The organism is Paenibacillus tundrae, assembly GCF_036884255.1.
Taxonomy (GTDB): Bacteria; Bacillota; Bacilli; order Paenibacillales; family Paenibacillaceae; genus Paenibacillus.
Genome location: NZ_CP145605.1, coordinates 4,362,654 through 4,385,801, shown reverse-complemented (window position 1 = coordinate 4,385,801; position 23,148 = coordinate 4,362,654). Strand labels below are relative to the sequence as shown.

The window sequence follows — 23,148 nt, the reverse complement described above, 5'->3', positions numbered from 1 at the left end:
TATCGAGCGTCTGACTTCATGCCAGATGCTACATCTATAAGTGTGTGTTCAAAAAGACCAATGTTTGAACAACTTCTTTAACTGAAACGAGCAACCGGGCTATGTATACAAAAGATAGGGCGGTTGTAGTTTTGCTGTTACTACCTATGGGACGCTAAACTCGGTTGCGTATATATAACCACAGACTTTTATTTTAGCCTATTATGCCCCTTAGGGAAAGGATTCACCTTCCGTGTGCTAATCAAGGGTCTGTCCGAATACATATAGATTAGGTAGTTTGTCCGGCATAGTGTACAGCCTGTCGACCAGCGCGCCGGTGATGCATGTGAGCTAGTTTTGCAGATGAAATACAGACTGGGAGGGAACCAAGGAGCATGGAACATACCAAGTGGCATCAGCTAAGTGATGAAGAGCTGCGTAATACTCTTGGCGTTAGCCCGCAGGAGGGATTAACGGACGAAGCTGTAACAGAGAAGAGGAAAGTTGCCGGTTCAAACGAACTGAGCGAAGGAAAACGCATATCTCCAATCACATTATTGCTGAATCAGTTTAAGGATTTTATGGTACTCGTGTTGATGGGAGCGACGCTGGTATCCGGACTGCTCGGGGAGTATCTGGACGCGGTAACGATTGTGGCCATTATTGTACTCAACGCTATTTTGGGGTTTGTACAGGAATTTCGGGCGGAGCGATCTCTTCGTGCCTTGAAGCAATTATCAGCTCCTGCCGCCAAAGTACTTCGATCAGGGCAAGAGATTCAGGTTGCGGCTAAACTGCTTGTGCCTGGTGATATTGTGCTGGTTGAAAGTGGGGATCGTATTCCTGCCGATGTGCGCTGGCTGGAAACGAACAGCCTGGATGTGGAGGAATCCGCTCTGACTGGTGAATCCGTACCTGTAAGCAAGCATTGTATGCCTATTGCCGCTGATGATGTGCCGCTCGGAGATCAGAAGAACATCGGATTCATGGGAACGATGGTAACACGCGGAACGGCACGTGGTGTTGTTATTCGTACGGGTATGGATACCGAGATGGGCAAAATCGCTGATCTGATCCAAAATACCGATGAACAGGAAACACCACTACAGCACAGGCTTGAACAGTTGGGGAAGATATTGATTTTTGTCGCTCTTGGACTCACTGTCATGGTTGTCGTTGCAGGTATTCTTCATGGACAACCAGCTGTAGGCATGTTTCTCGCTGGGGTCAGCCTTGCGGTTGCCGCAATTCCAGAAGGATTGCCCGCGATTGTTACCATCGCTCTGGCGTTAGGTGTACAGCGTATGATCAAGCGAAAAGCCATCGTGCGGAAATTGCCATCTGTCGAAACGTTAGGCTGCGCATCAGTCATCTGTTCAGATAAGACTGGTACACTCACCCAAAACAAAATGACGGTAACAGATGTCTGGTTAGAGGGCCGTGGAATTAAGGTAACCGGGGACGGGTATTCGCCAGAAGGACAGATGCTTGAGAATGGACGTCCTGTTGATCTGAAGAGTGACCAGACGCTGCGACGCCTATTGCAGATCAGTGCTCTTTGTAATAACGCAAGTATTGTAGAGAATAGAGGAGAAGAGCTTCGGAATAAGAAAAAAGGCAAAGATTCGAAGAAAGATTCCGACCAAGATGTGGTATGGGAACTGAAAGGTGACCCGACAGAGGGCTCACTGGTTGCGCTGGCTTCCAAAATGGGACTAACACCTAACGGGCTCAAAGAATTATACGCACGTCAGCAAGAGTTCCCATTCGATTCTGATCGAAAGCGTATGTCTGTCCTTGTTCATCATCAGGGAGGACGAATGATCTACACCAAGGGTGCTCCTGATGTCCTGATTGGACAATGTAACTACATTTTATGGGAGGGTAAAGTAGTACCCTTCACAGGAACCTTACGACAGAAGGTCATGGCTGCAAACGAAAATATGGCTGCTTCAGCACTTCGGGTGCTTGGAATGGCTTATCGTGATGTACGACCAGAAGAAAGAGTCGAAGATGAGAACGCTGCGGAGAGTCAGCTTGTGTTTGTAGGCTTAGCAGGCATGATTGATCCACCGCGCCGTGAAGTTAGGGATGCTATTGCAACCTGCCGCAGAGCGGGTATACGAACGGTGATGATCACGGGTGATCATGGCACAACTGCTGAAGCCATTGCACAACAACTCGGCATTCTTCCGCGAGGAGGAAAGTCATTAAGTGGACTTCAGTTAGCGGGCATGGCGGATGACGAACTGGATAAACACGTTGAGGGGATTTATGTCTTCTCAAGGGTGTCTCCTGAGCATAAATTACGAATAGTCAAATCGCTACAAAGGAAAGGACATGTCGTTGCGATGACGGGGGATGGCGTTAATGACGCTCCGGCCATCAAAGCGGCGGATATCGGTATCGCGATGGGGATTACCGGCACCGATGTAACGAAAGAAGCGTCTGCCCTGATTTTGAGTGACGATAACTTCTCAACCATTGTAGCTGCTATTGAAGAAGGGCGTAACATCTATGAGAACATTCGTAAATTTATTCGTTACTTACTTGCCTCCAATGTGGGTGAGATATTGACCATGTTCTTCGCAATGATGATGGGTTTGCCTTTGCCACTCGTACCGATCCAGATTTTATGGGTCAATCTCGTGACGGATGGTCTTCCAGCTATGGCACTGGGCGTGGATCAGCCAGAGAAAGATCTCATGGAGCACAAGCCACGTGGTGCGAAGGAAAATATTTTTGCCCGTAGATTGGGCTGGAAAATTATAAGTCGTGGTGTCCTGATCGGTTTATGTACGCTGGGAGCTTTCTGGCTTACATTACAAGCCGCTCCGGATCATCCGGGTCAACTGATCAAGGCGCAGTCTGTGGCTTTTGCGACATTGGTTCTGGCTCAACTGATCCATGTGTTTGACTGCCGGAGTTCGCGTTCTATTTTTCATCGGAATCCGCTTCAAAACAAATATTTGGTCCTTGCAGTCATTTCATCTGTCGTGCTGATGCTGATTGTAATGTACGTAGAGCCGCTGCAACCGATCTTCAAAACTGTACCACTCGGCTTGCGTGAATGGGCGATCTGTATCGTTGCTGCCGGAATTCCTACGTTCCTTATGGGGGCAGGTAGCGTGTGGGGAGGCCGTCGCAACCGTCGCCGTATGGGACCAGGTCGTTTCGTTCCGAAAAGTACAAAGTTTTCTGCATAAAATCAATACCTTTTACTTCCCAATTTCGTTATGCTATCCTCAAAATGCGTCGAAGCAAACGGCTTCGCCATTTTGCAGGATAGCTTTTTTTTGGAAGCGGAGCTTCATCTCTTCTTCCAGTCATAAGAGCCTGACTTTTCAAAAAAAACATAACTTGAAATGAATAAATGCTTTGGCAGCAGACTGCCAAAAGGAGTGGGAAGATTATATGGAATTTACGAAAATGCATGGACTAGGCAACGACTTTATCGTTGTATTTGGAGAAGAAAAGCTTCCCGCAGACGCGCCAGAATTGGCTGTGAAATGGTGTAACCGATTTTTCGGAATTGGTGCGGATGGGCTCGTCTATATACTGCCTTCCGAGAAAGCAGATTTTCAGATGCGCATTATGAATTCAGACGGTTCCGAAGCCGAACAATGTGGTAATGCCATTCGATGTGTCGCAAAATATGTGTATGATCACGGTCATGTATCCGGTGAGAATATTACGATAGAGACGATTGGTGCAGGCGTACAACCGGTTAACCTTAACATTCGTGATGGTAAGGTAGAGACGGTTCGTGTGGATATGGGTGAGCCGATTTTGGACGGGCTTAAGGTTCCAACAACAGTGGATGCAAATCCTGTGGTGGATCATTCCATTGAAGCGAATGGTCAACAATTTAAGTTTACCGCCGTATCCATGGGGAACCCGCACGCTGTTATTTATGTAGAAGATGCTGTGAATTTTGATCTCTCAACATGGGGGCCACTGCTAGAGGTACATCCGATGTTCCCGAAAAAAATTAATGTAGAATTCGCCACTGTTCGTGACCGGGGTTATGTAGATATGCGTGTATGGGAACGTGGAGCGGGACCAACGCTGGCATGTGGAACAGGAGCCTGTGCAACACTCGTATCGTCAGTTCTGAACGGACACACCGACCGTACTGCTGTCGTTAGCCTCAAAGGTGGAGATTTGCACATTGAGTGGAATGAATCAGATAACCACGTTTATATGACAGGGCCTGCGGAAGTTGTGTTCAAAGGGATCACCTCATAAAATGGAGATTTAAGCCAAGAGAGGCCTGTGCGCCTCTCTTTTTGTATTGCAGAAATAGAATTTGGGTATATATGTTCAGCCATACATTCCATGAGAACAGACAGAACAGAACATATATCATCATAATTCCGGGAAAAAACCTGTGTTTTCCTTCGTTTTTTAGCGTTTTTTGTGTTACATTAGTATGAAATTGATCACAGCCAGGCGGGGGGAAATGGGATGAAGGCGGATTTACGGAGCGTAATGCAGGAGCGGGTTCTCGTGGGAGACGGGGCGATGGGAACATTCCTTTATCAAATGGGATTCCCGGTAGGCATTTCATATGAAGAGTTGAATTTAATTTCACCTGAAGTGGTGGCTGATGTACATCGTCGTTATCGAGATGCAGGAACAGAAATATTCGAGACGAACACATACTCTGCCAATTATGATAAGTTATCCAAGTTTGGCCTGGAGTCTAAGGTTGAGAGTGTGAATCGGGCTGGTGTGCGTATCGCCAAGGAAGTGGCAGGTAGTAAAGGTTATGTGCTTGGTGCTGTAGGTTCAATTCGCGGGGGGAAACGCACGAATGTATCTACAAGCGAGCTGAAACGCTTTTATGAGCAACAGATTTTTGCACTTCTTGACGAAGGAGTAGACGGCATTCTCCTTGAAACCTTCTATGATATCGAGGAGATGGACATTGCCCTTCTGCAGACTCGTAAGCTGAGTGACCTGCCCGTAATTGGACAATTTGCGGTTGAGCATGTTGGTCATACACTGGATGGATATACAATGCCTGAGGCGTTCCGGATTATGCGTGAACAAGGTGCTGATGTGATTGGCTTCAACTGTCGCACAGGTCCTAACGGTATTATGCGTGCGATGGAAACGGTATCTGGGCGGATTGGTATTCCGATGTCCGTCTATCCTAATGCGGGAGCCGCGGATTATGTAGATGGTGAATTCCGTTATGGTGCAACTCCAGAGTACTTCGGTCAGACAGCAGTACAGTTTGCAGACTTGGGTGCTCGGATTATCGGTGGTTGCTGCGGAACAACGCCTGATCATATCGCTGCTATGGCTGGAGCCTTGGCCGACTATCAAGCTGCTCCGATTGTCCAGCCTGACCTAACAGATCCCAAACCACGCATTGTCCTACATGAAAATGTAGATGAACGTGCTGGTCGTGGAGGACAACCTACAATTGTTGATCTAGTGAAGCAACGTCATACGGTTATCGTTGAACTTGACCCACCACGTGATCTGGATATCGCCAAATTCATGAAAGGCGCCGAGGTACTCAAAGCAGCAGGAGCTGACGCATTAACACTTGCTGATAACTCGCTTGCTGTTACCCGGATGAGTAATATGGCTCTGGGACATCTCGTTCAAGATCGCACAGGACTGCGCCCGCTTGTGCATATCGCATGCCGGGATCGTAATCTGATCGGTACGCAATCCCACATGATGGGCTTTGATGCGCTCGGAATTAATCATGTGCTCGCCGTAACCGGAGATCCAGCCCGTTTCGGTGACCTCCCGGGTTCAAGCTCGGTATATGATCTAACTTCCTTCGAAATTATTCGGATGATTAAGCAACTGAACGATGGTGTAGCCTTCTCGGGTAAACCGCTCAAGCAAAAAGCGGGGTTCGTTATTGGAGCTGCATTCAATCCAAACGTGAAACATCTGGACAAAGCCGTTCAACGTTTGGAGAAAAAGATTGCCTCCGGCGCCGATTACATTATGACCCAGCCGATTTACGATCCACAATTAATTGTCGCAATGCATGAAGCAACCAAACATCTGGAAATCCCTATTTTCGTTGGCGTAATGCCGCTCGCAAGTGGACGAAATGCGGAATATCTCCATAACGAGGTGCCGGGAATTCAGCTGTCGGATGAGGTGCGGTCACGCATGGCTGGTTTGGAAGGCGAAGAAGGCCGCGCGATGGGCGTGAAAATCGCCAAGGAACTATTGGATGTAGCCACCACGTATTTTAAAGGCATCTATCTAATGACGCCATTTATGTTCTACAACATGACGGCGGAACTTACGCAATATGTGTGGGAGAAGTCAGAGCACCAATGTCCCACTTGTTTCAACCCTAATAATCAATTACAATAGTGTAACGGATGTGATGCCGATGTCATTCAGTATGACCGGATACGGTCAATCCGCTTTTCATTTTGGAGGCTATAAGGTACAGTTGGAAGTCAAATCGGTCAATCATCGTTATTGTGAAGTGATGATGCGTCTACCGAAAGAGTGGACATGTTATGAAGACGGATTGAGGAAAATCGTACAGGGCCGTTTGAAACGCGGGCGGATTGATGTTTATGTAATGAAAGAAAAAGATGAAGACCAGGCTCTTCCTGCCGTGCTCAATGAGCAGGCGGTTAGAGCCTATCTGCAGGCTGCAGAGCAGTTGGAGACCCGGTATGGGATGCAGGGCAAGCCGACCATTATGGACATACTTTCGTTGCCAGATGTCATGGTTCATTCAGAAGGGGTTAATCTCCTGACGGAAGAACAGAAGGACGAATGGGAACGTGTTCTGCAGGAGGGACTTGAAGAAGCTCTGTCCGGTCTGGAACAGATGCGCGCTCGCGAGGGTCTTCATCTGGCCAGTGACCTGGAACGTCGAATAAGTCGTCTGGAGTCACTGCATACCGAGATGCTTACTCTTGCACCTACTGTGGTAAGTGATTACCGCAACAAGCTAAGACAAAGGCTTACGGAAATGCAGGAAGAAGGCTCTTTCCCTTTTGATGAGCATAAATTGGGTATGGAAATTGCTGTGTTTGCCGATCGTTCTAACATAGAAGAAGAGCTTACGCGTTTACTCAGTCACTTTGGACAGAGCAGGGAACTGCTGAAGAGTGATGAACCTGTGGGACGCAAGCTGGACTTTCTTATTCAAGAGATGAATCGTGAAGTTAACACGATTGGATCAAAAGCCAACCATTTGGCTCTAGTGAACCGTGTTGTCGAGATGAAGGCGGAACTGGAGAAAATTCGTGAGCAAGCAGCGAATATCGAATGAACGGTCATATTTCGGCAGAAGAGTCGCATGTATAGGGGGAAGAACCTGATTATGGCAATCAAACTCATTAACATTGGATTCGGTAACATCGTATCGGCGAACCGGATTATATCCATCGTAAGCCCGGAATCGGCGCCGATCAAGAGGATTATACAAGAGGCAAGAGACCGTCATATGCTGATTGATGCAACGTATGGAAGACGTACTCGTGCCGTAATTATTACGGATAGTGATCATGTCATTCTGTCTGCGGTACAGCCAGAAACGGTTGCCCATCGTCTTTCTTCGAAAGATGATGATAACGACGAATAAAATGGAGTGTAATATGTCTAAGGGATTACTGATAGTGTTGTCCGGCCCATCTGGGGTCGGGAAGGGTACAGTATGCAGCGCGCTGCGCAAACGGGTGCCGAATTTGACTTATTCCGTATCGGCAACAACCCGCCAGCCTCGTCTGGGTGAAGAGCATGGAGTTAACTACTTCTTCCATTCGCATGATGAGTTTCTAAGTATGATTGCTGAAGATCAACTGCTGGAACATGCAGAATATGTTGGCAACTATTATGGAACTCCACGTGATTTTGTGGAGAAAACAATTAACGAAGGCCGGGACATCATTCTTGAGATTGAAGTCCAAGGTGCGTTAAAAGTAAAAGAAAAGTTCCCGGAAGGGATCTTTGTGTTTCTACTTCCTCCTTCTTTGGACGAGCTTAAAGATCGCATTCAAGGCCGCGGCACGGAAAGTCAGGCAACAATTGACCACCGGATGTCCGTTGCTGTAGATGAGATCAGCTTATTGGAGCAGTATGATTACGCAGTTGTTAATGATGAAATTGATTTGGCGTGTAAACGAATAGAAAGCATCATTATCGCCGAACATTGTAAGATCAATAAATAATCTCTTTTACCGCAGCAACATGCGATATTCCACACGACTACAGTCATAGGATATATAGATAAAGAACGCGTTCGTGTGGATGACGGATACAGACCGGACTGTGTAGATGCATGTTCGAATTAATCGTGTTTTCATTATCGTGAAAATGACCTATTTGAACAGCCTCTTGAAGTTCGGTCTGGCGGTGAAGGGTGATTATACTAATGTGAAGAGGTGTTTTGTAACTATGCTGTATCCTTCTATTGATGAAATGATGAACAAAGTCGACAGCAAGTATTCTCTTGTTGTTGCTGCTTCTCGCCGGGCTAGACAACTTCGTGAAGGCGAAAAATCCGATCTGAGAAATGCAAAATCTAATAAACAGGTTGGCGTTGCGCTTGAAGAGATTTATGGTGACTTGCTCGTTGTCATCAAAGGACAGGACGAAGAAGAGGAAGAGTAAGCCGTCAACGGCTGCTCTTCAACTGCATACGGCGTAAGCCGGATTTATTTGACAACCGCGAGGTTGTTATTTTTTTCTCTATTGAATTCTTCTTATAACGAACTAAAGGTACGTGTTCAAAAAGGTCGGTTTTCAGTACCGAGAAGATGGGATGAAGGTAGAAATGGAATAGCGGAGCGTAGGCCAAACTACGTGAGCAACGGACATTTCGGCTGAATCCCATCTTCGACGCTGAGATGCCTCCAGGCATCCTTCGTAATCAAAAGCGGACTTTTTGAACAACCTCTAAAGGGTTTACAAGATAGATTCCTATTTATCGTTTAAATGTCGCATAGACTGGGGGAAATAACATGTTGAACGGCAAAAAGATCGTGCTTGGAGTCACGGGAGGCATCGCTGCTTACAAAGCGGCAACACTATGCAGTAGACTTGTGCAAAGAGGAGCGGATGTTCATGTCATCATGACGGAATCTGCTAAACAGTTTATTACGGAGTTAACACTGCAAACGTTGACGCGTAATGTTGTATATAGCGATACGTTTGATGAGCGCGAACCATCGGTTGTTTCACATATTCATTTGGCTGATCTCGCCGATCTTGTATTGGTAGCTCCAGCCACCGCGAATGTGATTGCAAAAATGGCACATGGCATGGCGGATGATATGTTATCCACCACGCTCCTAGCTACTACTGCTCCAGTAATGATTGCACCGGCTATGAATGTTCATATGTATGATCACCCAGCTGTGCAACATAATATGAACCTATTAGTCCAGCGTGGAACGTTAATGATTGAGCCAAGCGAAGGACAATTGGCCTGTGGTTATGTAGGCAAAGGAAGGCTTGAAGAGCCAGACACAATCGTTGACGTGGTTGAACAATTTTTCGCTGCTAAAGCGAGTGGCAACAATACTGGACAGGTATCCTATGTTCCGGCACCCGCTATCAACCCTATGACCACACAAACGGCTACAGAAGCACAGCTATTAACAGGAAAAAAAGTTGTTGTCACAGCGGGAGGTACCATTGAACGTATTGACCCTGTTCGCTACATTACGAATGACTCTTCAGGCAAGATGGGCTTTGCAGTTGCGGCTATAGCGCAGGAGCTTGGAGCTGAAGTTACACTCATCATGGGCAATACACAGGTCAGCCCACCTGCGAATGTACAGGTAATTCGGGTGCAGTCTGCTGATGAAATGTATGATGCTGTCCTAAGCCAATGGGATGAAGCAGATATTGTAGTGAAGGCAGCGGCTGTAGCTGATTATCGCCCTAAAGAAGTTTATAAGGAAAAGTTGAAGAAAACTGGCGATACATTATCGCTTGAACTTATTAAAAATATAGATATTCTCGAAACCTTAGGGAAGCAGAAGACCCATCAATTTCTGATCGGTTTTGCAGCAGAGACGAATGATATTGAACGGTATGCACGAGAAAAACTGGAACGGAAAAACTGTGATCTGATCGTAGCCAATGATGTCACCCGTGCAGGTGTAGGATTTGGAACAGATACCAATGCGGTGAACATTTATGACCGTGAGGGTTTGGTAGAAGAGCTTCAGGTAATGGCCAAGGAAGACGTGGCACGCCAGTTGCTTTCAATTGCGGCGGAGCGCATTGCCGGGGGGAATTAATATGGAGATCGCCAAGGTGATTGTCGATGTTCCTGTGAAGGAAACCGACCGACCTTTTGATTATCTTGTGCCAGAATCGATGCGAGAATGGATCGAAATTGGCAGTCGGGTAGGTGTACCTTTTGGACATCGGACGGTGCAGGGATTCGTCGTTGATCTCGTACCTCGCACTGGAAATGAGACATTTAAGCTCAAGCCTGTTCAGGAGCTGCTAGATATTGTTCCGCCGTTGTCCAAAGATCTGGTGGAACTAGCAGAATGGATGAGTGATCGTTATGCGAGCAATCGCATTCTATCTTTGCAGGTGATGGTACCCACAGCTTTAAAAGGAAAAGCAGAGCGTTACATCTCTATTGGAGATGCACTCGATGCTAAGACGGCGAATTCGTCGCCGAATGAAGAGGTTCTTTTTGTGTGGGGAGAAGAATCAACTACGGAGAAGGTACAGCAGGATATCATTCGGTTCGTACAAAGCCGTGGACAAGTCCCTCTTCAACAGCTAAGTCGAAAGTACCCTAATCATGCACCCTTAATCAAAAAACTGCTTCTAGGCGGCATATTGTTAGAAAGCCAGGCCATCAAGGATAAAATGGGCAAAAAGATGATGAAGTCTGTGGATCTTGCGGTTGACGCCTCGGCAGCACAAGAAGCACTTGATGCATTTCCAGCGAAGGCGCAGCGTCAGAAGGAAGTATTGTCCTTTTTGCTCGAGATGAAAGAACTGTTGCCTATGCCAATGAAGGAATTGTTGTCAACGCTTCAGGTATCTGCGGCCACTGTCAAAGGACTGGAAGAGAAGGGATTACTCGTAACAGAGGATGTTGAAGTCTTTCGTGATCCTTATCAGGGCAGGAAGTTTCGGGCGACCGAACCGCTCTTGCTCACGCCGGAACAGCAACATGTGTATGATAGCATCAACGGTAGATTACTGGAGAGACGCCACGGCGTCTTTTTGCTTCATGGTGTAACAGGAAGTGGCAAAACGGAAGTCTATCTGCAAACGATACAACAGTGCATTGACCAGGATCGGCAGGCCATCGTGCTTGTACCCGAAATTGCCTTGACTCCTCAAATGGTTGAGCGTTTTAAAGGACGCTTTGGGGATCAAGTTGCGGTTATGCACAGTCGTCTGTCAGGTGGGGAGCGTTACGATGAATGGCGTAAAATTAGAGAGGGTCAGGTCAAGGTGGCGATTGGCGCACGATCAGCGGTGTTTGCACCGTTCAGCCGTCTTGGATTAATTATTATGGATGAGGAGCATGAGACCTCCTACAAGCAAGAGGAAACGCCAAAATATCATGCTCGTGATGTTGCGGTAAAAAGAGCCCAGCAGCACCAAGCCGTTGTCGTTCTTGGTTCTGCGACGCCCTCGCTAGAAAGTTATTACGCTGCTCGCTCTCAAAGTAATGATGAATTCGCACCACTCCTGCTGGAGATGCCAACGCGAGCTCTTGGTAATAACTTGCCTGACGTGCGCATTATTGATATGCGTGAGGAACTTAAGGACGGCAATCGTTCGATGTTCAGCCGGGCGTTACACAAAGGTCTGGAGGAACGCTTGGAACGTGGAGAACAAACGGTGCTGCTTCTAAACCGGCGCGGATACTCTACTTTTGTGATGTGCCGAAGTTGTGGTTATGTAGCCGGTTGCCCAGAGTGTGATATTTCCCTGACGTACCACCAACGATCTAATAATCTTCGTTGTCACTATTGTGGTTATGCGGAAGCGGCTCCGGAAGTGTGTCCGGATTGCGGAAGTGAACACATTCGATACTTCGGAACAGGGACTCAGCGTGTAGAGGAAGAGCTTGCTAAGTTATTCCCCGGAATTCGCGTCATTCGGATGGATGTGGATACAACAACTGAGAAGGGTTCGCACGAGAAGTTGCTGAAGCAGTTTCGGGAGAAGAAGGCAGATGTCCTGCTGGGTACACAGATGGTCGCTAAAGGGTTGGACTTCCCAGATGTGACGCTGGTAGGGGTCATTACGGCCGATTCGGCATTGAATTTACCTGATTTCCGAGCTGCAGAAAAAACATTCCAGCTGCTAACTCAAGTTGCCGGCAGGGCAGGACGACATCAGCTTCCAGGTGAAGTTTTTGTGCAATCTTATACGCCAGAGCACTACTCGATCGGTCATGCTAGTCAGCATGATTATGTATCGTTTGTACGAGAAGAATTGCTGCATCGACGTAATCTTCAATATCCACCATACTGTCGGCTCATTCTGGTGACTTTTTCACACGAGCAACTACCAGTGCTGATCCGGCTTGCTGAAAACTACACGCGAATGTTAAAAGAACGTGCAAACGCAGCAGGCTGGTTAGGCAGTTTGGATCGTTTTAGTAACGAAGCCTTTGACGTACTCGGGCCTGTAGCATCGCCGATTCCTCGGATCAAGAATAGATACAGATTCCAATGTATGATAAAATGGCGTGGGGATGTAGACGCTATTGGGCTCGCTCTAGCGACAGCTCGGCGCATGGACGATGATGTGCAAGCGCAGAAGTTGCTAATTAGTCTTGATGTAGACCCGCAAATGTTAATGTGAACAGGCGGTATAAACATAGATTAGTAAAAACATGCATCATAGCTGGAGATATAACTACACAGCTTGATGTCTTGAAATTATGATGAGGATTAGGAAGGTGCTTACAACATGTCGATTCGCATTATCGTGAAAGAACCGGATGAAGTGCTACACAAAAGAGCTAAGGAAGTAACCAAAGTCACACCGAATGTACAAAAGCTGCTGGATGATATGGCAGATACGATGTACGATGCTGAGGGTGTAGGGCTTGCGGCGCCACAAGTAGGTATTTTGAAGCGTTTGATTGTTATTGATGCTGGAGATGAACAGGGCCTGATCAAAATGATTAATCCTGAAATTATCTCAAGTGAAGGCGAGCAGTTCGGACCGGAAGGTTGCTTGAGTATTCCTGGAATTAATGGGGATGTACGTCGCTTTGAGACGGTGACCGTCAAAGGACTGGATCGTGAAGGTAATGAACTGATTATTACGGGCAGCGGTCTGTTGTCCCGTGCATTCCAACATGAAATTGATCATCTGGATGGAGTTCTCTTTACTGATATTGCCGAGAAAGTGTACGAAATTTCTGCGGATCAGACAGGACCTCGACGTAATTAAGGAGTGATGGATTTGAATATTGTTTTTATGGGAACCCCAGATTTTGCTGTTCCTTCTCTAGATATGCTAATTGCGGAAGGATACAATGTGGTCGGTGTCGTAACACAGCCGGATAAACCACAAGGCCGCAAAAAGATACTCACACCAACACCTGTGAAAGCTGCAGCTGAGCGTTATGGCTTGCCTGTGTTTCAACCGGTTAAACTTCGTGATCCAGAAGCAGTGGCTCGGCTTGCAGAGTGGAAACCTGATCTCATTGTTACCGCAGCATTTGGGCAGATTCTGCCCAAAGCCGTGTTGGACATGCCTGTTCGTGGCTGTGTGAACGTACATGGATCGCTTTTGCCTAAATATCGTGGAGGTGCCCCAATTCAACGCTCCATTATCAATGGGGAGTCGGTTACTGGAGTAACGCTCATGTATATGGCAGAAGGACTGGACACCGGGGACATGATCTCCCGCGTAGAAGTACCAATCACGGATGAAGATACATCAGGCTCGATGTTTATCAAGCTGAGTGAAGCAGGCTCTAAATTGTTACAGGAAGAGATGCCTAGATTAATAGCAGGAGAAACAACGGCTGTCCCTCAGGATGATGCCGAAGCTTCGTATGCCCGTAATCTGACTCGAGAAGATGAAAAACTAGACTGGAGTCGCTCCTCACGAGAGCTGTTTAATCAGATCCGTGGTCTTGTGCCATTCTCTGGAGCATTCACCATGTGGGATGATCAAGTCTTCAAAGTATGGGCAGCGACGAATCCAAATCATCCAGATGCACAAGGAGCTTCTCAAACGGGTCAAACCGAGCCGGGCACTGTTCTGCAACTGGGTGCTAATGGTATCGAGGTGTCAACAGGCAGCGGTTCACTCTGGTTGACTGAAGTTCAGCCGGCAGGTAAAAAAGTGATGAAGGCTGTAGACTTTGGTCGTGGTGGTACCTTGAAACCAGGCACGGTGCTGCGATGAACGGAAATACATCAGGCCGTACATCAGGTCAGGGGAAACAAGCACAACATTCAACGACGCGTACCCACTCTAAGAAGGATCAGAGCAACGGCAAACCTGCGCATACTCAAAATAAAAGCGCTGCTAGGCCTGCTTCACGAGGGGCTGAACGCTCTTCTGGTCCCAAAACCTCTGCCCGTAACGTTGCCGTAAAGGTACTTAGTGCAGTTGAACAGGATGGAGCATACAGCAATCTAGAGTTGAATCGCCGATTAAAAGAAGCTGATTTAAGTCCAGCAGACGTAGGTTTAGCGACCGAATTAGTCTATGGAACAATCGCAAGGCTGAACACACTGGATTATTATTTGGAGCGTTATGTAGCCAAAGGTGTGTCTAAGTTACAGCCGTGGGTAAGAAGCTTGTTACGGATCAGTGTGTATCAAATGTTGTATCTGGATCGGATTCCTGAGCATGCCGTTGTCAGTGAAGCGGTGAATCTTGCGAAAAAGCTGGGTCACCAAGGTATTTCTGGTATGGTGAATGGCGTTTTGCGGAATATGATTCGTAATCGCAATGAGCTTCGGATACCGGATAATCTGCCTGTTGCTGAACGGATTGCGCTGGAGCATTCACACCCACTGTGGATGGTAGAGCGCTGGATCGCTCAATATGGTGAAGAGACAGCAGAAGACATCTGCCGTGCCAATAATGAGCCTCCTGCGGTCAGTGTTCGTGTGAATACAACGATGACAACACGAGAGAAGCTGATGGGCGAGATGGAGAGCGCGGGAGCAACGGTGGAGCCTTCCCGACTGAGTCCTGATGGTATTCTGGTGCGTAGCGGAGGCAATATGGCTCTTACATCCTGGTATCGTGATGGTCTGTTATCTGTGCAGGATGAGAGTTCCATGCTGGTGGCTGAAGCGGTCGCGCCCGAAGAAGGACAAACCGTGCTGGATTGCTGTGCAGCCCCTGGTGGCAAGACAGCACATATGGCTGAGAAAATGCAAGATCGTGGGCGAATTATAGCGAATGACCTGCATGCTCATAAACGTCAATTGATTATGGATCAGGCGGATCGTCTGGGATTAGGCTGTATTGATGCCGTTACGGGTGATGCACTAGATCTGAATGAACGTTATCCTGCCGCTTCATTTGATCGGATTTTGCTGGATGCGCCATGCTCAGGTCTTGGTGTTATCCGTCGCAAGCCAGATGTCAAATGGACGAAGTCTCCTGAAGATATCGACGACATTTCGGGTCTACAGCGTGAGTTGCTTGATCGTGTAGCTCCACTTCTGAAGCCAGGAGGGATGCTGATATACAGCACATGTACGATTGAACCAGCGGAAAATGAAATGATGGTGTCTGACTTCTTGCAACGTCATCCTGAATTCGAAGCGGCTGATTCGACATGGTCTGATACGGCATTGGCTGAATGGAGATCAGTCAACGGAGGTGTGCAAATTTTGCCGCAATATGCACACAGCGACGGATTTTACATTGCCCGTTTGATCCGTACGGCGAATGGATGAATCGTATAGCGTTGTAGCAAGAGCCGCCGAGGGAAACTTCGGCGGATTTCTTTGTGAGAAGCATGTCTTTTTTGAAGGTCATAATGAAATGTTTGAACACTTTAATATCACATCATTAGGCCATAGAAGTGGGCGATTTTCGTGATTGGCGAACGATCTTAGGGTGCGATAGGCGCATAGAGGTGTTATAATGCATGAAGTGTGTGCTCCGAGGGTATACATGGATGTAAAGTGGTCTTTATGATAGAATAGGACGAATGGAACGATAAGAAGGAAGCTATATAGATTGAATTAGACATTTACACGAGAACGGAGAGGACAGAAATAACGTGAAGAAGCGAAGCGTTCGCCTTTATCACCGGATTTTCTCTTTGCAAAAGAGAATTCAAAAAATCTGGGGATAACAGCGATCGGAAGGTTATTCTGTCATCGGAGTGGAAGTGTAAATATTTATAGTTCAATCTAAATGAAAAGAAGGAATAGGTGTTGAAAACAAAATGAAACCTTTTATATATGATTATTCCCTAGAAGAGCTGCAGCAGTGGGCTGTTAATAACGGGGAGCCTGCGTTTCGTGGGGGTCAGATTTTTGACTGGATCTACGTGAAACGTGTGAATGATTTTAATGAAATGAGTAACTTACCGAAGGCACTACGCGAAAAATTGACAGAGCAATTCGAATTTGTAACGCTCACAGAAATCACGAAATTTGAATCCAAGGATGGAACGGTTAAGTTCCTGTTTGGTCTGCATGATGATCATGCCATTGAAACAGTTATCATGAAGCATAACTACGGGAACAGCATCTGTGTAACGACACAGGTTGGTTGCCGAATTGGTTGTACATTCTGTGCTTCTACGCTGGGTGGTCTCAAACGTAACCTTACGGCTGGAGAAATTACTGCTCAAGTGGTACAGGCACAGAAAATCCTGGATGAACGTGGCGAGCGTGTCAGCAGCATTGTTATCATGGGTTCAGGTGAACCATTTGAAAACTATGAAGCTACGATGACCTTCTTACGCACGATGATTCATGAAAAAGGATTGAATATCGGTCAACGTCATATTACCGTATCTACGAGCGGCATCGTACCGAACATCTACAAATTTGCTGATGAAGATACACAGATTAATCTGGCGATCTCCATTCACGCACCGAACGATGCGCTTCGTTCCAAATTGATGCCGGTTAACCGTCGTTTCCCATTTGAAGATGTTATGGAATCCTTGCGTTATTACTTGGCCAAAACAGGTCGGAGAATTACGTTTGAGTATGCCCTGATTGGCGGAGTTAATGATCAGCCTGAACATGCTGCTGAACTAGCAGGTGTGCTCAAGAACATGCTGTGCCACGTTAACTTGATTCCGGTCAATCACGTGCCTGAGCGCAAATACGTAAGAACATCACGAAGCGATATATTTAACTTCCAGAGAATTCTCTCGGAGCAAGGCGTCAATGTAACGATTCGTCGTGAACAGGGACATGATATTGCTGCCGCTTGCGGTCAGCTTCGTGCCAAGCATATGGAGTTGAGGTGAGAACGTTTTGATCAAAACAGTTCATGTGAGCCATATCGGACGTGTGCGTTCGGTTAATGAAGATTCAGCTTGGATTCGCAATTTGGAAACAGGTTATATCTTAGGCATTGTTGCCGATGGCATGGGAGGACATCTTGCGGGAGATACCGCAAGTCGTCTTGCGGTGGAGACACTCGTGAGCGATCTCGGTACATTAGAACCGGGCTTGTCACATGCCTCTTTGTCTGCTGCTCTCAGCGACGCGATACTGCATGCGAATGAGGTTATATTCCGTACAGCATCTGCAGATGAAAAGTACCATAACATGGGGACGACAGTGGTTGCTGCCTTATTGAATGATGCTGAGGGAGTTATCGGTCATATCGGAGATAGCCGCGCTTACAAAATTGCCAACAAATCATTAACTCAGTTGACGGAAGATCACACACTGGTCAATGACTTGTTAAAGAACGGTATCATTAAAAAGGAAGACGCTTCTCACCATCCACGTCGTAATGTACTGACTCGTGCACTTGGCACAGATGCTGAGGTAAAGGTAGATTTGGATCCCGTTAAGCTGGATAAGGGCGAAGTCCTTTTGTTATGCAGTGATGGGTTAAGCAACCTGGTCAGCAATGAGCAGCTCATTCAAGTTGCTGGCAATCTGGATCTTCCTCTGGAGGAACGAGCGGATCGTCTACTCCAGCTCGCTCTGCTCGCTGGCGGAGATGATAATATCACCGTTGCGTTGTTTGAGGCTCAAGAGGAAAGTTCCGTAGCGGAAACGGGGTGCGAGTCATGATTGGGCACCAGCTAGGCGGACGCTATGAAGTGATTGAGCGGGTCGGTGGCGGCGGCATGGCGCTTGTATATAAAGCACAGGATCTGCTGCTGAATCGAAATGTCGCGATCAAAGTGTTAAGACAGCAATTCGTCCATGACGAAGAGTTTATTCGACGTTTCCGCAGAGAAGCACAATCTGCTGCATCACTGTCTCACCCTAACGTAGTGAGTATCTATGATGTAGGACAAGAAGATGATGTGCATTATATTGTTATGGAATACGTCGAAGGCAAAAACTTGAATGAAATTATAAAGGAAAGGGCGCCTCTACAAGTTGATGAAGCCGTTCGTATCGCTTCTCAAATCGCAGATGCCCTGGATCACGCACATCATAATCAGATTATTCATCGGGATATTAAACCGCATAACATATTGATTGGACGTAATGGGCGTGTGAAGGTGACGGATTTCGGAATTGCTCGTGCCGTAACCTCAACGACGATTACTCAGACTGGTTCTGTGATCGGTTCTGTTCATTATTTCTCGCCTGAGCATGCCAAAGGCATTGTAACAGGCGAAAAATCGGACTTATATTCTCTTGGTATCGTACTCTATCAAATGTTGACTGGGCAGCTTCCGTTTTTGGGAGAGAGTCCAATTAGCGTTGCTTTGAAGCATTTGCAGGAAGAATTCGATGAACCACGCAAATTCAATCCATTGATTCCGCAAAGTGTGGAAAATGTAATTCTGAAATCTATGCGTAAAAACCCGCACGAGCGGTATCAATCGGCGAAAGAAATGCAGACCGATCTGGAAACTTGTTTGATGCCAGAGCGTCGCAATGAAAACAAGATTGATTTTCCGGATGAGGATGATATTGATCAAACTCGTGTCATGCCTGCAATTAAGCCTGAACCGCGTGGTGTAACGTCAACGGGTGCAGTTCCTGTTATGGAATCTGACGCTGAGGAAGGCAAAGAGAAGGGCAAAACAAAGAATTGGAAAAAGCCAACACTGCTTATTTCGTTGACGCTTCTAATTCTGATAGCTATGGTCGGCGTGGTGTGGTACGTCAAGGGCATGCTCGTTGTACCTGAAATAACGGTTCCTAGTGTCATTAACGAGACTGAGGAAAATGCCCGCAAGATCTTGGAAGATAGTGGGCTTGTGGTAAGTAATGAGGTCATTCGCGCCCCAGAAGAAGGTTTTGATCCAGGTATTGTCTTTGATCAGAGTAGAAAAGAAGGCGATGTCGTCAAAGAGGGCTCTGAGATCCAGCTTAGTGTCAGCATAGAGAAAGAGCCGACCAAAATGATAGATGTCAAAGGCTCCTCCTATGATGCTGCTGTGAAAAGTCTGACTGCTCTGGGTATTAAAGAGGAACAAATTCAGCGTAAAGACGAGTATTCCAACGAAGTCCAATCCGGAAACGTGATCTCCCAGACGCCTGGAGTCAATGAAGATTTCGATCTGGAATCAGTTCAAATTGTTTTAACCGTAAGTAGAGGCGCTGAAACGATTAAGATGCCTGATCTTAAAAATCAAACCCGTAGTGAAGCGGAGCGTTTGCTTAAATCCGCCGGATTAACGCTAGCTCAGGTTCAAGAAGAGTCAAGTTATACCATTGACCGCGGTAAAGTAACCCAACAATGGCCTTTTGAAGCGGGTGCAGAGGTTAGTCCTGGTGACAATATTACTATTTACATCAGTACAGGATATCCGCCAGAAGCGTTAGAATATTCGTTTAATATTAATGTCTCACCAAAAGAAGAGGGCAAAAACAGCAGTATTCGAATTACATTTGAAGATGCACGTGGCAAAAACCAAGAGTGGGGAACACGTACCATTAACAAGTCTAACCAAGCGTTGACGATCCCACTGGTACTTGCACCAAATGAGAATGGCGCTGTGTCCGTCTATCGGGATGGGAAATTCCTTGATACGTACCTTGTTACCTACATTGATGCCAAGAATGGAACCGTTGTTGTACCTTCTATTGAGCCTGAGGGCGGCGTGCAGCCACCACCGGATGAGCAACAACCGGATCCAGGAAATGTGGAAGAGGATAATACGGAAACCAACCAGGAAGGTGAACCTGAGTCAACGCCTGCGGATGGTGAAACTGACAACGAAGAGGGAGACACCTCAGCGATGGATCAAGGGAATGGCAATGGCAATGGTAACGGTAAGGCCAAGGGGAGAACCAAGGAAGTCGTTAATGCATCAAGCCGTCCTTAAAGGACGGCTTATTGCTGACGTTTAGCCAGTAAAGGTTAGTTTAACCATTCACTGAAAATCGTATGTCTGGAGCTTGCACAATCGTATTGCCAAATTAAAGGAGGGCGACGGAGCTATGCCTGAAGGTATCATCGTTAAAGCGCTAAGCGGTTACTACTATGTCATGCCACTGGAAGATAACGGGGTGCCTTCGGTTGAAGGCTCTGCCGTTCAATGCCGAGCTAGAGGCATTTTTAGGAAGCGGGGTACTTCACCGCTTGTGGGTGACCGTGTTAGCTACATGTTGACTGAGAATGGGGAAGGAACAGTAGATGAAATTAAAAAGCGTGACACGGAACTGATCCGTCCTCCTGTGGCTAATGTCAATCTGGCTGTTCTCCTATTCTCCGTCAAGGAACCGGATATGAATCTGAATCTTCTGGACAAGTTCCTGGTTCATATCGAACAGGCAGGGCTGGATGCGCTTATCGTCGTAACGAAGCAAGACTTAGCTAATTCAGAAGCAGATGACAAAGATACTGTCGCTGAAGTTAAGGCGCTCTATGAACAGATTGGTTATGAAGTCATCTCTACCAGTTCGCGAACCGGGGAAGGCAGTGAAATGCTGAAGGAACGGCTGGCAGGTAAGATTAGCGTATTTGCTGGTCAATCCGGGGTAGGTAAGTCTTCCATGCTGAATGCTTTGATGCCAGGTCTTACGTTGGAAACGAGTGAGATCAGCATGCGTCTAGGGCGAGGCAGACACACCACTAGGCACGTGGAGTTAATTCCACTGGATAATGGGGGCTTTGTTGCCGATACTCCTGGTTTCAGCCAGCTGGACTTTCTAGAGATTGGTGTAGAGGAGCTATCTACCTGTTTCCGTGAATTTGCTCAGTATGCAGATCAGTGTAAATTCCGAGGCTGTACACACACCCACGAACCGTCATGCAAGGTACTTGAAGCTAAGGAAGAAGGACTAATCGCCGAAAGCCGGTACCGGCACTATGAGTTGTTTCTTACAGAAATGAAAGACAAGAAGCGGAGGTACTAACATGATTAAAATTGCCCCATCCATTTTATCTGCTGACTTTGCCCGTCTTGGTGCAGAAGTAGCGGAAGCTCAAACCGCAGGTGGAGACTGGATTCACGTTGATGTCATGGACGGTCACTTTGTCCCTAATATTACGCTTGGTTCTGCAATTGTAAAAGCCATTGCGCCTCATACGAGCTTGCCGCTTGATGTGCATCTGATGATTGAGAATCCAGAGCGGTATGTTGAGGAGTTTGCCAAAGCAGGCGCTGCAGTCATTACTGTTCATGCTGAAGCTTGTGTGCACCTTCACCGTGTTATTCACTTGATCAAAGAACAAGGTGTAAAAGCAGGCGTTGCTCTGAATCCGGGTACACCTGCAAGTGCAATTCAAGAAGTACTTGATGATGTGGATTTAGTGCTGGTCATGACGGTTAACCCGGGGTTCGGTGGACAAGCCTTCATCTCCGGAACAATGAACAAAATAAAGCAAATTCGCAGTTGGCTGAATGAAAAAGGACGTCATGACGTTCATATTGAAGTGGATGGCGGAATCGCTGCCGATACGGCTCCACTCGTGGTGGAAGCTGGTGCAGATGTGCTCGTTGCAGGAAGTGCAGTATTTGGACGTGAAGATCGTGCAGCTGCAATTACTGACATTCGCAACAGCTACGGGGGCTAAACATGAATCTGAAAGAGACGCTGTGGACCATGGCTGCAAGTCTCGTTACAGGATTAGTGCTCGCATTATTTGCGGTAGTACAATCTCCATTTAATGCATTTACCTCTTTACTTGGAGTTGGGATTGTCATCTTGTACTTCCGTAAATTTGACCGAACGAGACTTCGGGTTACATTTGTCATTTTTAGCATACTCTACTACTTAATGAGTGTATTCATGATCGCTGTCTATCAATTTGTTCCGACCCAGATGTAAATCCCTTGTTTCAGGCTCGTCATTATGGAATAGGGACAGGTAGTTCCGCATAAATATGGTTACATGAGCAGGTTTCTCATGTAGCCTTTTTTGTCGTGTTTGCGGTGGGAAAGGCATGAAGCATAGGATACGGCGGATGTATGAGCATGATGGGGAGGGTGAAGTATGAAATTTTACACGTTCAAACTGCCGAAGTTTTTGGGAGGGTTTGTAAAGGCGATTCTTAATACGTTTCAAAAGAACTGATCCATTACAATGCGAATACCGCCGCTTTGTTAGCTTCAGGGCGTTCTGAAAATTAGCTTTCGAAGCACGATGCGGCGGCCATTCACATGTCTATGGTGTTAAGGTGGGGGCTTTTATGTTTAAATACCAAAAAAGCACCTGCAATAGACAAGGTGCTTTTTGCTTATCCGATTTATAGTAGCTTTGCGTGATTATACGCGAGTCACTTTACCGGCTTTCAGTGCACGGGTGCTTACGTATACACGTTTCGGTTTGCCGTTCACGAGAATGCGGACCTTCTGAACGTTTACGCCCCAAGAACGACGGTTACGGTTGTTAGCGTGGGATACGTGGTTACCGGTGCCCGGTTTCTTACCTGTCACATAACATTTGCGAGACATAGATTACACCTCCTATCCTAAAATAACCAGTGCCTTCGGAGAGACGAAAGTCATTCCATAAGGACTAAATTGTTCTACCTGACTAGAAAAAGTCAGTTTCCAGTAGCTAATGGGTTGTTCAAGCCAGCATCGCCGGATCATTACCATTACTAAACCTGCTTAAAACAATACTTGAA

The 23,148-nt window shown here is 46.8% G+C and carries 20 protein-coding genes; 19 read left to right on the top strand and 1 reads right to left on the bottom strand.

What is annotated here, in order from left to right:
* Positions 1–374 precede the first annotated feature (374 nt).
* The 19 genes from V6W81_RS19650 to spoVM all read left to right on the top strand — a co-directional run bounded on the left by V6W81_RS19650 (position 375) and on the right by spoVM (position 22,592).
* On the top strand, positions 375–3,185 hold the full coding sequence (locus V6W81_RS19650; RefSeq protein ID WP_338540127.1) for a calcium-translocating P-type ATPase, SERCA-type: 2,811 nt from the start codon (positions 375–377) through the stop codon (positions 3,183–3,185).
* Between the two features lie 208 nt (positions 3,186–3,393).
* Positions 3,394–4,227, top strand: coding sequence for a diaminopimelate epimerase (gene dapF / locus V6W81_RS19645; RefSeq protein ID WP_145045452.1), 834 nt, complete (start codon positions 3,394–3,396; stop codon positions 4,225–4,227).
* Between the two features lie 219 nt (positions 4,228–4,446).
* Positions 4,447–6,336, top strand: a complete 1,890-nt coding sequence (locus tag V6W81_RS19640; protein WP_145045450.1) for a bifunctional homocysteine S-methyltransferase/methylenetetrahydrofolate reductase — start codon at positions 4,447–4,449, stop codon at positions 6,334–6,336.
* A 19-nt stretch (positions 6,337–6,355) separates the two neighbouring features.
* The gene (locus V6W81_RS19635) at positions 6,356–7,255 is read left to right on the top strand and encodes a YicC/YloC family endoribonuclease (RefSeq protein ID WP_145045448.1); all 900 of its coding nucleotides are present in this window, start codon (positions 6,356–6,358) and stop codon (positions 7,253–7,255) included.
* A gap of 51 nt (positions 7,256–7,306) precedes the next feature.
* Complete coding sequence (gene remA / locus V6W81_RS19630; RefSeq protein WP_006209218.1) at positions 7,307–7,567, top strand: extracellular matrix/biofilm regulator RemA; 261 nt, start codon at positions 7,307–7,309, stop codon at positions 7,565–7,567.
* 13 nt (positions 7,568–7,580) lie between these two features.
* Positions 7,581–8,153 (top strand): guanylate kinase, encoded by a 573-nt coding sequence (gene gmk / locus V6W81_RS19625; RefSeq protein ID WP_056696363.1) that lies wholly within the window; start codon positions 7,581–7,583, stop codon positions 8,151–8,153.
* Positions 8,154–8,379: 226 nt separating this feature from the next.
* Complete coding sequence (gene rpoZ / locus V6W81_RS19620) at positions 8,380–8,595, top strand: DNA-directed RNA polymerase subunit omega (protein WP_056696365.1); 216 nt, start codon at positions 8,380–8,382, stop codon at positions 8,593–8,595.
* A gap of 350 nt (positions 8,596–8,945) precedes the next feature.
* Positions 8,946–10,232: a bifunctional phosphopantothenoylcysteine decarboxylase/phosphopantothenate--cysteine ligase CoaBC gene (gene coaBC, locus V6W81_RS19615; RefSeq protein WP_338540125.1), complete on the top strand. Its 1,287-nt coding sequence runs from the start codon at positions 8,946–8,948 to the stop codon at positions 10,230–10,232.
* A gap of 1 nt (position 10,233) precedes the next feature.
* Complete coding sequence (gene priA / locus V6W81_RS19610) at positions 10,234–12,783, top strand: primosomal protein N' (RefSeq protein ID WP_338540124.1); 2,550 nt, start codon at positions 10,234–10,236, stop codon at positions 12,781–12,783.
* A 108-nt stretch (positions 12,784–12,891) separates the two neighbouring features.
* A complete protein-coding gene (def, locus tag V6W81_RS19605) occupies positions 12,892–13,380 on the top strand; it encodes a peptide deformylase (RefSeq protein WP_056696370.1) in 489 nt (162 codons plus the stop codon).
* Between the two features lie 6 nt (positions 13,381–13,386).
* Positions 13,387–14,346 (top strand): methionyl-tRNA formyltransferase, encoded by a 960-nt coding sequence (gene fmt / locus V6W81_RS19600; protein WP_338540122.1) that lies wholly within the window; start codon positions 13,387–13,389, stop codon positions 14,344–14,346.
* Entirely contained in the window at positions 14,343–15,860 is a 1,518-nt protein-coding gene (gene rsmB, locus V6W81_RS19595; protein ID WP_338540121.1) for a 16S rRNA (cytosine(967)-C(5))-methyltransferase RsmB, read from the top strand. The genes fmt and rsmB overlap by 4 nt, the downstream gene beginning before the upstream one ends.
* 497 nt (positions 15,861–16,357) lie before the next feature.
* A complete protein-coding gene (rlmN, locus tag V6W81_RS19590; protein ID WP_056696377.1) occupies positions 16,358–17,398 on the top strand; it encodes a 23S rRNA (adenine(2503)-C(2))-methyltransferase RlmN in 1,041 nt (346 codons plus the stop codon).
* Positions 17,399–17,405: 7 nt separating this feature from the next.
* Entirely contained in the window at positions 17,406–18,179 is a 774-nt protein-coding gene (locus tag V6W81_RS19585; RefSeq protein ID WP_338540120.1) for a Stp1/IreP family PP2C-type Ser/Thr phosphatase, read from the top strand.
* Positions 18,176–20,398, top strand: a complete 2,223-nt coding sequence (pknB, locus tag V6W81_RS19580; protein WP_338540119.1) for a Stk1 family PASTA domain-containing Ser/Thr kinase — start codon at positions 18,176–18,178, stop codon at positions 20,396–20,398. Before V6W81_RS19585 ends, pknB begins: the two co-directional genes overlap by 4 nt.
* 115 nt (positions 20,399–20,513) lie before the next feature.
* Complete coding sequence (gene rsgA, locus V6W81_RS19575; protein WP_338540118.1) at positions 20,514–21,431, top strand: ribosome small subunit-dependent GTPase A; 918 nt, start codon at positions 20,514–20,516, stop codon at positions 21,429–21,431.
* Position 21,432: 1 nt separating this feature from the next.
* Complete coding sequence (gene rpe / locus V6W81_RS19570) at positions 21,433–22,092, top strand: ribulose-phosphate 3-epimerase (RefSeq protein ID WP_338540117.1); 660 nt, start codon at positions 21,433–21,435, stop codon at positions 22,090–22,092.
* A gap of 2 nt (positions 22,093–22,094) precedes the next feature.
* Positions 22,095–22,346 (top strand): hypothetical protein, encoded by a 252-nt coding sequence (locus V6W81_RS19565; RefSeq protein ID WP_056696385.1) that lies wholly within the window; start codon positions 22,095–22,097, stop codon positions 22,344–22,346.
* Positions 22,347–22,511: 165 nt separating this feature from the next.
* Entirely contained in the window at positions 22,512–22,592 is an 81-nt protein-coding gene (gene spoVM / locus V6W81_RS19560; RefSeq protein ID WP_019424875.1) for a stage V sporulation protein SpoVM, read from the top strand.
* A gap of 191 nt (positions 22,593–22,783) precedes the next feature.
* Here spoVM and rpmB read toward each other — a convergent pair whose 3' ends face one another.
* Entirely contained in the window at positions 22,784–22,972 is a 189-nt protein-coding gene (gene rpmB, locus V6W81_RS19555; protein ID WP_024631107.1) for a 50S ribosomal protein L28, read from the bottom strand.
* Between the last annotated feature and the right edge of the window lie 176 nt (positions 22,973–23,148).

What these genes read in the sequence shown, in the direction of transcription:
- V6W81_RS19650 (WP_338540127.1), top strand. Translation starts at nt 375, where the DNA reads ATGGAACATACCAAGTGGCATCAGCTAAGTGATGAAGAGCTGCGTAAT.
- dapF (WP_145045452.1), top strand. Translation starts at nt 3,394, where the DNA reads ATGGAATTTACGAAAATGCATGGACTAGGCAACGACTTTATCGTTGTA.
- V6W81_RS19640 (WP_145045450.1), top strand. Translation starts at nt 4,447, where the DNA reads ATGAAGGCGGATTTACGGAGCGTAATGCAGGAGCGGGTTCTCGTGGGA.
- V6W81_RS19635 (WP_145045448.1), top strand. Translation starts at nt 6,356, where the DNA reads ATGTCATTCAGTATGACCGGATACGGTCAATCCGCTTTTCATTTTGGA.
- remA (WP_006209218.1), top strand. Translation starts at nt 7,307, where the DNA reads ATGGCAATCAAACTCATTAACATTGGATTCGGTAACATCGTATCGGCG.
- gmk (WP_056696363.1), top strand. Translation starts at nt 7,581, where the DNA reads ATGTCTAAGGGATTACTGATAGTGTTGTCCGGCCCATCTGGGGTCGGG.
- rpoZ (WP_056696365.1), top strand. Translation starts at nt 8,380, where the DNA reads ATGCTGTATCCTTCTATTGATGAAATGATGAACAAAGTCGACAGCAAG.
- coaBC (WP_338540125.1), top strand. Translation starts at nt 8,946, where the DNA reads ATGTTGAACGGCAAAAAGATCGTGCTTGGAGTCACGGGAGGCATCGCT.
- priA (WP_338540124.1), top strand. Translation starts at nt 10,234, where the DNA reads ATGGAGATCGCCAAGGTGATTGTCGATGTTCCTGTGAAGGAAACCGAC.
- def (WP_056696370.1), top strand. Translation starts at nt 12,892, where the DNA reads ATGTCGATTCGCATTATCGTGAAAGAACCGGATGAAGTGCTACACAAA.
- fmt (WP_338540122.1), top strand. Translation starts at nt 13,387, where the DNA reads ATGGATTTGAATATTGTTTTTATGGGAACCCCAGATTTTGCTGTTCCT.
- rsmB (WP_338540121.1), top strand. Translation starts at nt 14,343, where the DNA reads ATGAACGGAAATACATCAGGCCGTACATCAGGTCAGGGGAAACAAGCA.
- rlmN (WP_056696377.1), top strand. Translation starts at nt 16,358, where the DNA reads ATGAAACCTTTTATATATGATTATTCCCTAGAAGAGCTGCAGCAGTGG.
- pknB (WP_338540119.1), top strand. Translation starts at nt 18,176, where the DNA reads ATGATTGGGCACCAGCTAGGCGGACGCTATGAAGTGATTGAGCGGGTC.
- rsgA (WP_338540118.1), top strand. Translation starts at nt 20,514, where the DNA reads ATGCCTGAAGGTATCATCGTTAAAGCGCTAAGCGGTTACTACTATGTC.
- rpe (WP_338540117.1), top strand. Translation starts at nt 21,433, where the DNA reads ATGATTAAAATTGCCCCATCCATTTTATCTGCTGACTTTGCCCGTCTT.
- V6W81_RS19565 (WP_056696385.1), top strand. Translation starts at nt 22,095, where the DNA reads ATGAATCTGAAAGAGACGCTGTGGACCATGGCTGCAAGTCTCGTTACA.
- spoVM (WP_019424875.1), top strand. Translation starts at nt 22,512, where the DNA reads ATGAAATTTTACACGTTCAAACTGCCGAAGTTTTTGGGAGGGTTTGTA.
- rpmB (WP_024631107.1), bottom strand. Translation starts at nt 22,972, where the DNA reads ATGTCTCGCAAATGTTATGTGACAGGTAAGAAACCGGGCACCGGTAAC.